The sequence below is a fragment of the uncultured Lactobacillus sp. genome, from assembly GCF_947367085.1.
In the GTDB taxonomy this organism is placed as follows: Bacteria; Bacillota; Bacilli; order Lactobacillales; family Lactobacillaceae; genus Lactobacillus.
In genome coordinates, this window is sequence record NZ_CANBCP010000072.1 from 1 (window position 1) to 7,386 (window position 7,386).

General features: G+C 33.9%; 6 protein-coding genes. 2 read left to right on the top strand and 4 right to left on the bottom strand.

Going from position 1 to position 7,386, the window contains the following annotated elements:
* Positions 1-109: 109 nt before the first annotated feature.
* Together parC and parE are read right to left on the bottom strand one after the other, a co-directional pair.
* Positions 110-2,593 (bottom strand): DNA topoisomerase IV subunit A, encoded by a 2,484-nt coding sequence (gene parC, locus Q0Y70_RS08990; protein WP_297820053.1) that lies wholly within the window; start codon positions 2,591-2,593, stop codon positions 110-112.
* Positions 2,594-2,612: 19 nt separating this feature from the next.
* Complete coding sequence (gene parE / locus Q0Y70_RS08995) at positions 2,613-4,571, bottom strand: DNA topoisomerase IV subunit B (RefSeq protein WP_297820056.1); 1,959 nt, start codon at positions 4,569-4,571, stop codon at positions 2,613-2,615.
* Positions 4,572-4,668: 97 nt separating this feature from the next.
* On the opposite strand from parE, the gene plsY reads away from it, so the two are divergent.
* Complete coding sequence (gene plsY, locus Q0Y70_RS09000) at positions 4,669-5,310, top strand: glycerol-3-phosphate 1-O-acyltransferase PlsY (protein WP_297820059.1); 642 nt, start codon at positions 4,669-4,671, stop codon at positions 5,308-5,310.
* Positions 5,311-5,415: 105 nt separating this feature from the next.
* Positions 5,416-5,910, top strand: a complete 495-nt coding sequence (locus Q0Y70_RS09005) for a hypothetical protein (protein WP_297820062.1) — start codon at positions 5,416-5,418, stop codon at positions 5,908-5,910.
* A gap of 41 nt (positions 5,911-5,951) precedes the next feature.
* On the opposite strand, the gene Q0Y70_RS09010 is transcribed toward Q0Y70_RS09005, so the two are convergent.
* The gene (locus Q0Y70_RS09010) at positions 5,952-6,827 is read right to left on the bottom strand and encodes an aldo/keto reductase (RefSeq protein WP_297820065.1); all 876 of its coding nucleotides are present in this window, start codon (positions 6,825-6,827) and stop codon (positions 5,952-5,954) included.
* Positions 6,828-6,924: 97 nt separating this feature from the next.
* A partial coding sequence (locus Q0Y70_RS09015; protein WP_297820068.1) for a hypothetical protein occupies positions 6,925-7,386 on the bottom strand: 462 nt, incomplete at its 5' end.

A 7,386-nucleotide genomic window follows, 5' to 3' on the forward strand; every position in this document is an offset into this window, starting at 1 on the left:
TTAACTCCGATTGAATATCGAAATCAAGCCTTAGTCAGCTAGAACAAATATTTGTCTAATTTTTACGTCTCAGTACAGATCTATCCTATCTTTTTGCAATTGTTTTTATTTAATCAAATAAATCGCTGACGTCTTCTCGTCCATCTGCAAGTGGCTTACCCAAAGTTAGACTCTTTGGAGTTCCATCGGTTGTTGGATCTAAAACAAATGAACCATTTGAGTAGCGATCTCCTAGTGGAAATTCATTACTTTTGATTGTAATATGACGATCACTTGAAGTAGTCAAAAGTAGTTCGTGATTTTGACCATATTCTACTAGGGCCTCAATTCGATGTGGCTTAGTCTTAAGTTCTCTTAGAACTAATACTCCACGTTTTGCACGGGTCACTTTGTTGACTAATTTTAATTCGAATTGTTTGAAAGCACCACGTTGAGTAATTAAACCAACTTTAATTTCGTCAGAAAACTCATTATCAACTAAGACATAATTTACTACGTAGTCATCGTCCTTGAGATTTACGGACTTAACCCCAACTGCTTTAGCACCCGAAGTTGGAACTTCTGATACATCAAATCTGACTGCATAAGCTTGATTAGTAATTAAAGTAATTTCAAAGTTACTATCAGCTTTAATTTTATCGACGCGCACTACTTTACTATCTTCAGATTTCAGTTTCATGGTTGTAATGGCACGAGACTTATAGGTCCTAGTTGGTTGTAGGTCACTGAGGCTAACTTGTTTAATGTAACCATCATTTGTCGCAAGCAAGAAATTATCGTTTTCTTTAAGATTATCAATTTCAAATACTCTGATAATTTCTTCATTCTGAGCTAAACCAATTTCTTGAGATAGGTGTTGGCCAGTTTCCTTCCACTTGGTTTCAATGAGTTCGTGGACAGGCCTAAAGATCATATTACCTTTGTTAGTAAAGATATATAGATTGCTCAAGGTAGACATTGTTTTTTCAAATATAACTTTGTCTCCAGCTGGTAGTCCATTGTCTTCGTCATTGGTAGATTGGAATGAACGCAGTGAAGCTCGCTTCAAATATCCATCTCTACTTACCAAAACTCTGACATCTTCATCTGCCATTAAAGCTTTTTCGTTAATTTCGATTTTTTCAGCTTTAGCAGTAATTTGAGTTCGACGAGGTGAGCCAAAATCTTTCTTAACTTGTTTAAACTCTTTGATAACAACTTTTTCTAAGACAGAATTATCATTTAAAATTTCTTGATAAGTATTGATCTTAGCCTCTAAATCTGTCTGTTCAGCCTTTAATTGATTGACGTCAGTATTTGTTAATCTATACAGTTGTAAAGAAACAATAGCTTCGGCTTGGTTTACTGTAAAATCAAATTTTTTAACAAGATTATTTTTGGCATCTTTTTTATCTTTTGAAGATCTAATTGTCTTAATAACTTGATCCAAAATATCAAGAGCATGAATTAATCCTTCAACGATTTCAAGGCGTTGTTTAGCTTTGCTCAAATCAAATTCGGTACGCTTTGTAACAACTTCTTTTTTGTGTTCCAAATATGAACTTAAAATTTGCTTTAAGCTGACTTGAACTGGTGCCATATGATCAATAGCAACCATGTTAAAGTTATAAGATACTTGTAAATCAGTGTTTTTGAAAAGATAATTTAGAATATTTTCACTGTCAGCACCTTTTTTTAGTTCAATAACGATTGATAAACCGTGGCGGTCTGTTTCATCACGAACTTCTGAAATACCATCAATTTCTTTGTTTAAGCGGATTTCATCAATCTTTTTAACCATTAAAGCTTTATTGACACCAAATGGAACTTCACTGACAACAATTTGCTGACGATGACCTTTAATTTCTTGAATAATAGTTTTTGATCTAATTTGAATGCGGCCACGTCCGGTTTCATAAGCTTCTTTTATTCCCTTACTACCTAAAACAATACCGCCAGTCGGAAAGTCAGGACCTTTTACAAATTTCATCAAATCATCGGTATCTGCTTCAGGATGCTTCAACAAATAGACAGCCGCATCAATAACTTCAGATAAGTTATGGGGTGGAATTTCAGTGGCATATCCTGCAGAAATTCCAGTCGATCCATTTACAAGTAAATTAGGAAAGTGAGCAGGTAAAACCGTCGGTTCGTATTCCGTGTCATCAAAGTTCAAAATCATCTGAACAGTTTCTTTGTCTATATCTTGTAAAAGTAAGTTTGAAATTTTGCTCAAGCGAGATTCAGTATAACGCATTGCTGCCGGACCATCGCCATCCATTGAACCATTATTTCCGTGCATTTCGATTAATGGTTCACGCATCTTCCAATCTTGAGATAAGTGAACTAAAGCTCCATAAATTGAACTATCACCATGAGGGTGAAAGTTCCCCATAACATTACCCACAGCTTTAGCAGCCTTTTTATAAGGCTTATCGTAGGTGTTATTATCTTTATACATCGCATAAAGAATACGTCTTTGTACAGGTTTTAATCCATCCCTAATATCGGGAAGAGCTCTTTCTTGAATAATGTATTTAGAATAGCGTCCGAATCTTTCACCCATGACATCTTCAAGTGGGAGTTCTTTGATTCGTTCTTTTGATTCAACCATCTAAGATTTCTAACCTTCCTTAACTTCTACTAGTTTCCAAAATTGAGCCATCTTCACCCATTCGGAATTTCACATTTTCATCGATCCATTTTCTTCTAGGTGCAACTTTATCGCCCATTAAAGTTGTGACTCGTCTTTCAGCTAGTTGTGCATCATCGATTTTTACTCTAATCAAAGTACGAGTTTCAGGATTCATAGTTGTTTCCCATAATTGGTCCGCATTCATTTCACCCAACCCTTTAAACCTTTGTAAGGCAAATCCTTTGCCTATCTTTTTAGAGTCAGTTGCTAATTCTTCATCTGTCCAAGCATATTGGATTTTGGCTTTTTGCCCATTACCTTTTTGTAATTTATAAAGTGGAGGAAGCGCAATATAAACTCTCCCAGCTTCGACCATAGGGCGCATGTAACGATAAAAGAATGTTAATAATAAGATTTGAATATGTGCACCGTCTGTATCAGCATCCGTCATAATAATAATTTTATCGTAATTTGCATCTTTAATTTGGAAATCTGACCCCACACCAGCTCCAATAGTATGAATCATAGTGTTAATTTCTTCATTTTTAAAGATATCCTGTAATTTGGCTTTTTGGGTATTTAAAACCTTACCACGTAGTGGCAAAATGGCTTGAAACTTGCGGTCTCTTCCTTGTTTTGCTGAACCGCCAGCAGAATCACCTTCGACAAGAAATAGTTCATTTTTCTTTGGATTTCTAGACTGAGCTGGAGTTAATTTGCCTGATAGGATTTCTTTTTTACGACGCTTTTTACCGCTTCTGCTCTCATCTCTTGCTTTTTTAGCAGCTTCACGTGCATCCCTTGCTTTTTGGGCTTTTTGAACTAAGCTTTGAGCAAATTCCCCATTTTCCATTAAGTAGTAAGATAGTTGCTCATAAACAATACTGTCTACCACGCTTCGGGCTTGAGGGGTTCCAAGTTTTCCTTTTGTTTGGCCTTCAAATTCAAGTAGTTCTTCAGGGATCTTTACAGATAGGACTGCACTCAAGCCTTCACGATAATCAGATCCTTCAAGTCCTTTATCTTTATTTTTTAACAGCCCTTGTTTTTTTGCATAATCATTAAAGGCTTTAGTAAAACCACTTCGTGCCCCTACTTCATGACTACCACCGTCAGCTGTACGAACATTATTTACAAAAGATACGAAGTTTTCTGAATAGCCATCATTATATTGACCAGCAAATTCTACCTCGATACCATCTTGTTTGCCTGAGAAATAGAAAATATTTCCCATCGTATCTTTATCTTCATTTAAATATGACACAAAGGACTTAATCCCATCATCATATAAAAATTCATCATGATGTTCAGGCTGTCTTTCATCAGTTAAAGTAAATTTAACACCTTTTAATAAGAATGCTGATTCGCGAATTCTCTCTTGGATAGTTTCGTAGTTATAGTTTGTTGTAGAAAAAATTGTACTGTCTGGTTTGAAAGTAATCGTTGTTCCTGTTTTATCTTTAGTCTTACCTAAGTGTTTTAAAGTACCAATTGGATGGCCGCCATTATGAAATTCTTCTTCATAGGCTTCTCCACCACGTACCACTCTTACTTTTAAGTACTCAGAAAGAGCATTTACGACTGAGGAACCTACACCGTGTAAACCACCAGATGTCTGATAGTTCTTTTCTGTAAATTTTCCTCCTGCATGAAGCACTGTCAATATAACTTCAATAGTCGGCTTACCAGAAGCATGCATTCCTGTTGGCATTCCACGTCCAAAATCTTGAACAGTGACTGAATTATCTTTATGAATTGTCACGTTAATTTCTTTACCGTAGCCTGCCATAGCTTCGTCGACAGAATTATCTACAATTTCATAAACTAATTGATTCAAACCATGCTTATCAGTTGAACCAATATACATTCCTGGACGCTTACGAACTGCTTCAAGTCCATGAAGGATTTGAATGGATGAATCGTCATAAGAATTAGTAATTTTATTTGTTTTAGCCAAATAAATTCCTCCATTTTTGAAGACAATTAAAATCAGCCCCACATAAAACCGATCTTTTTGTTAAAATTAAGTTTAGATTTAAATGGGGTTGAAATACATGTCTATATTGTTTTATTTACTAACGTTTATTTTAGCATACTTGATCGGTTCATTTCCTACGGGTGTGTTAATGGGTAGATTATTTTACCATAAAGATATAAGAAAATACGGTTCAGGAAATATTGGTACAACTAACTCTTTTAGAGTTATGGGACCAGTTGCAGGCACTATTGTCCTACTTATCGACGTTTTAAAAGGCGCACTAGCAACCGATCTTCCTTTAATTTTTCATTTAAAAGGGCCAAAATATTTGCTGTTAGTGGCAGGTATTTGCGCGATTTTAGGACACACTTATTCAATCTTTCTTAAATTTAAAGGCGGTAAAGCTGTCGCAACAAGTGCTGGTGTCTTTTTAGGATATAATTTAAAATTCTTTGGAGTATGTGCCCTGGTATTTTTGCCAATCTTATTTATTACGTCTTATGTAAGCTTATCGAGCTTAATATCGATTGTGATAATTTTTATTATTTCCTTCACGTTTCATGATATCTTTTTAACTTTGATTTCTGGTATAATGATGATTATTTTATTTATCCGACACAAAGATAATATCAAGCGTCTAATACATCATAAAGAAAATATAATTCCCTTCGGTATATGGTACTGGTACAAAAAAGCACATCATCAACTGAAGAAGTAGCTAATAAAAGTCGGTAACTTGTGTTACTGGCTTTTTCAATTAATCATTATAGTATATGAGAACGTATGTTTTCAAGCGAGTATATATTTAAAAGTTAGGATAATTATGTCGAAAAATAAAAAACAAAATGCTTATTTTATTTGGATACTTGTAGAATTACCTGATGGTCAAAAACAGTGGTATTGCGTCAGCAAAGTATTACGTCATGCTTTATACTGGGAAAGAGATAAAAATAAGAATAGATACTGGAAAAATAGTTTAATTGGCAATTATATCAATGTTGCCACTTCAACTTATATACATAATCAGGCTCGTTTAACAGTGGCTAAAGTACTAAAAATTCGGATTTATTCAAAGCGTCCTGATGACTGGCATTGGACACGTAATCAGTTTATTTCTGAGGACGCTCTAAGTAATTTTAAAACAGCTTATAATTATATGAAGCATAATTATAGTTGGTATAATCGAATTGCAATTTGGTTTGCTTTAATGCATTGGAAGAACGAATTGACTCAGAAGAAAATTAATAGTGCTAAAACTGCACTAAGAAAATTTCGAGGAAGATACGTTTATAAAAGCAAAAGAAAAAAAGCTCATTAATGTTGATCATTTTTGAGCTTTTTATATATTAAATATACTTATTATTTAGAATCACGTAATTGCTTTAAACTTTCACCAAAGATATCTTCAATAACAGCTGGGTCGCGATGGTCAAAGTATTGACTTACGCCTTTGTCTAAACCTTTAATTCTAATCATTTCATCTTCAGTAAGATTGAAATCAAAAATATCTAAGTATTCTTTCTGTTCCTTTTCGTGTTCAGATTGTGGAGTGACAAGGATATTTCTTTGAGTTAACCAGCGTAAGATGACCTGGCTAACTTTCTTGTGATACTTTTCAGCAATTCTCTTTAATTCTTTGTTTTCTAATAAATTGTCTTTATCTTGTGCAAATGGCTCTATACCAGCAATTGCGATATCTCTTCCTTCGAAAAATGCAATATCATTTGTTTGCTGGAACCATGGATTAATTTCGATCTCATTGAGTGCAGGCTTATCTTCATGAGATAATTCTAAGTTCATATATTGATCGGGGTAAAAGTTTGCAAGTCCAATTGACTTAACTTTATCTTCATGTTTTTGATATGATAAAGCATTCCAAGCGCCGAAAATATCACCATACGGATGTGATAATACAACGAGATCAATATAGTTTGTGTCTAACTCTTTTAAAGAAAACTCAATAGCCTTATTAGCTTTTTCAAAAGTCATTTTTGAAACATTGACTCTAGTAATTATAAACATCTCTTTACGGTCGATACCGGTTTCTTTAATTGCCTCACCTACTGCAATTTGGTTATCGTCGTTAGCACCTGCGTCAATTAGACGATATCCATTTTTAATAGCCATTTCTACTGTTTGTCTAGCTTTTTCACGATCCGCAATCTGGGATGCATCTAAGCCAATTAAAGGTAATTGATTACCGTCGTTCAATTTTATTTTTGGAATTTCTACCATTTTTAATTCCTCCTTTTTGCTCTACACCTGTATTTTAGGTTTAATTTTAGGAGAAATAAAATAATAAGAACTATAATACTAAAAGCGATTCATATTATTAAAATTCTGCTTTTAAAAGCTCAGAAAATTCTGTTATATCTTGACTCTCATTTTTGCTCAATAGGACATAATCTTCTTTAACTTGACTATGATTATTAAATAAAAATAGCTTTTGTAAGCTCTCGCTTTTGATTAGATGGGCATTGGATTCATTCATCAAAAAGAACCCTGAACCTGATTCAGCCATTAAAACAGCCTCATTCACTGAATCAACTGCTATTAATTGATTAGATATGTTAAGAACATTTCTATAATAATCATATTCTGCTTCTTGTTCAGCAATCTTACAAATCAAAATGCAAGCATTTGCCTTTAGATCGTTTAATTCTACAATTTGGGCATATTTTTCAAAGATTCCTTTTTGAATGATAGCCATTTCACTAGCTCTAGTAACTAGAATATCTGTTTTAAAATTTTGATTTTTTGAACGATCGTTAGTTAAGGCAACATCAATAGTTCC